This is a genomic window from Salinicola sp. (assembly GCF_982684285.1).
Genome location: NZ_CEXLVS010000358.1, coordinates 1 through 2,997 on the forward strand (window position 1 = coordinate 1; position 2,997 = coordinate 2,997).

A 2,997-nucleotide genomic window follows, 5' to 3' on the forward strand; every position below is an offset into this window, starting at 1 on the left:
CCGAGAATGGCACGTTCGTGGTCAACGGTACCGAACGCGTCATCGTCTCCCAGCTCCACCGCTCGCCGGGTGTGTTCTTCGATCACGACAAAGGTAAGAGCCACTCCTCCGGGAAGCTGCTTTATTCCGCGCGCATCATTCCTTACCGCGGCTCCTGGCTGGATTTCGAGTTCGATCCGAAAGACAACGTCTTCGTGCGTATCGACCGTCGCCGCAAGCTGCCGGCGACCGTGCTGATGCGCGCGCTCGGCATGAGCGCCGAGGAGATCCTCGATACCTTTTTCGATACCAGCACGTTCCACATCGAGAGCGACGGCATTTTCGTCGAGCTGGTGCCGTCCCGGTTGCGTGGTGAAACCGCGACCTTCGACATCAAGGACACCGACGGCAACGTCATCGTCGAAGAGGGACGCCGCATCACCCAGAAGCACATCCGTCAGTTGGAGAGTGCCGGGATCGAGCGGCTGCAGGTGCCGATGGACTACCTGTTCGGCAAGACGCTGGCCAAGGATCAGGTCGATGCCAATACCGGCGAGCTGATCTGCGAGTGCAATACCGAGCTGACGCCGGAGCTGGTCGAGAAGCTGGGGCAGGGCGGAGTCACCAAGCTGGAGACGCTCTACACCAACGATCTCGACGCGGGCTCGTTCATCTCCGATACGCTGAAGGTGGACACCACGCGCTCTGCACTGGAAGCGCTGGTCGAGATCTACCGCATGATGCGCCCCGGTGAGCCGCCCACCAAGGAAGCGGCCGAGACGCTGTTCCACAACCTGTTCTTCACCGAAGACCGCTACGACCTGTCGGGCGTCGGCCGGATGAAGTTCAACCGTCGCCTGCGTCGCGAGTCCGACACCGGTTCCGGCGTGCTCGACAACCAGGACATCCTCGATGTCCTCAAAGAGCTGATCAACATCCGTAACGGCTTCGGCGAAGTCGACGATATCGATCACCTGGGCAACCGTCGTATCCGCTGTGTCGGCGAGATGGCGGAGAACCAGTTCCGCGTCGGCCTGGTGCGCGTCGAGCGCGCGGTCAAGGAGCGTCTCTCCATGGCGGAGAGCGAAGGCCTGATGCCGCAGGATCTGATCAATGCCAAGCCGGTGGCAGCGGCGGTGAAGGAGTTCTTCGGCTCCTCCCAGCTGTCCCAGTTCATGGACCAGAACAACCCGCTCTCCGAGGTGACGCACAAGCGTCGTGTCTCCGCGCTTGGGCCGGGTGGTCTGACCCGTGAGCGTGCCGGCTTCGAGGTACGTGACGTTCACGCCACGCACTACGGTCGCCTGTGTCCGATCGAGACGCCGGAAGGTCCGAACATCGGCCTGATCAACTCGCTGGCGACCTACTCCAAGACCAACAGCTACGGTTTCCTCGAGACGCCGTACCGCAAGGTCGTGGACCGTCAGTTGACCGACGAGATCGTGCATCTTTCCGCGATCGAGGAGGGCGACTACATCATCGCCCAGGCTTCGGCGACGGTCGACGAGAGCAACAAGCTGATCGACGACCTGGTCCAGGTTCGCCACAAGGGTGAGACCACCTTCATGGCACCGGACAAGGTCACGCTGATGGACGTGTCTCCGCGTCAGGTGGTCTCGGTCGCCGCCGCGCTGATTCCGTTCCTCGAGCACGATGACGCCAACCGCGCCCTGATGGGCTCGAACATGCAGCGTCAGGCGGTGCCGACCCTGCGCGCCGACAAGCCGCTGGTGGGTACCGGGATGGAGCGCTTCGTGGCGCGTGACTCCGGCGTCTGCGCCGTGGCGCGTCGTGGCGGCGTGATCGACTCCGTCGATGCCAAGCGCGTCGTGGTCCGGATCAACGAAGACGAGATCATCGGTGGCGAAGCCGGTGTCGACATCTACAACCTGACCAAGTACGTGCGTTCCAACCAGAACACCTGTCAGAACCAGCGCCCGATCGTGCGCCCGGGTGACAAGGTGGCGCGGGGCGACATCCTGGCCGACGGCCCGTCCGTCGACATGGGTGACCTGGCGCTGGGCCAGAACATGCGTCTCGCGTTCATGCCGTGGAACGGCTACAACTTCGAGGACTCCATCCTCGTCTCCGAGCGCGTGGTCGAGGACGATCGTTTCACCACGATCCATATCCAGGAACTGACCTGCGTCTCCCGCGACACCAAGCTGGGGGCGGAAGAGATCACCTCGGATATCCCCAACGTCGGCGAGTCGGCGCTGGGCAAGCTGGACGAAGCTGGCGTGGTCTACATCGGCGCCGAAGTCGGCGCGGGCGACATCCTGGTCGGCAAGGTCACGCCCAAGGGCGAGACCCAGCTGACGCCGGAAGAGAAGCTGCTGCGGGCGATCTTCGGCGAGAAGGCGTCCGACGTGAAGGACACCTCGCTGCGCGCGCCCACCGGCATGCGCGGTACCGTCATCGACGTTCAGGTGTTCACCCGCGATGGCGTCGAGAAGGACTCCCGCGCGCTCTCCATCGAGCAGCAGCAGCTCGACGAGGTGCGGCGTGACCTGCAGGAGACCTATCGCATCGCCGAGGAAGCGACTTTCGAGCGTCTCCAGCGCACGCTGGACGGGCAGCCGGTCAATGGCGGTCCGAAACTCAAGAAGGGCGACGTCCTGAGCGAAGACTATCTCGACGAGCTGCCGCGTCAGCAGTGGTTTAAGCTGCGGATGCAGGACGAGACGCTCAACGAGCTGCTGGCCCAGGCCGACGAGCAGCTGGAAAATCGCCGCAAGGAGATGGACGAGCGTTTCGAGGACAAGAAGCGCAAGCTCACCCAGGGCGACGACCTCGCGCCGGGCGTGCTCAAGATCGTCAAGGTCTACCTGGCGGTGAAGCGTCGCATCCAGCCGGGCGACAAGATGGCCGGTCGCCACGGTAACAAGGGTGTCATCTCCGCGATCATGCCGATCGAGGACATGCCGTTCGACGACAACGGCCAGCCGGTCGACGTGGTGCTCAACCCGCTGGGCGTACCGTCACGCATGAACGTCGGTCAGATCCTCGAGACCCACC

General features: G+C 63.6%; 1 protein-coding gene. It reads left to right on the top strand.

Annotated features, from left to right (window positions below; all coding sequences use genetic code 11):
- Positions 1-2,997 (top strand): DNA-directed RNA polymerase subunit beta (rpoB, locus tag AC3AYF_RS19770; RefSeq protein WP_487780244.1); only part of this gene is annotated, 2,997 nt, incomplete at both ends.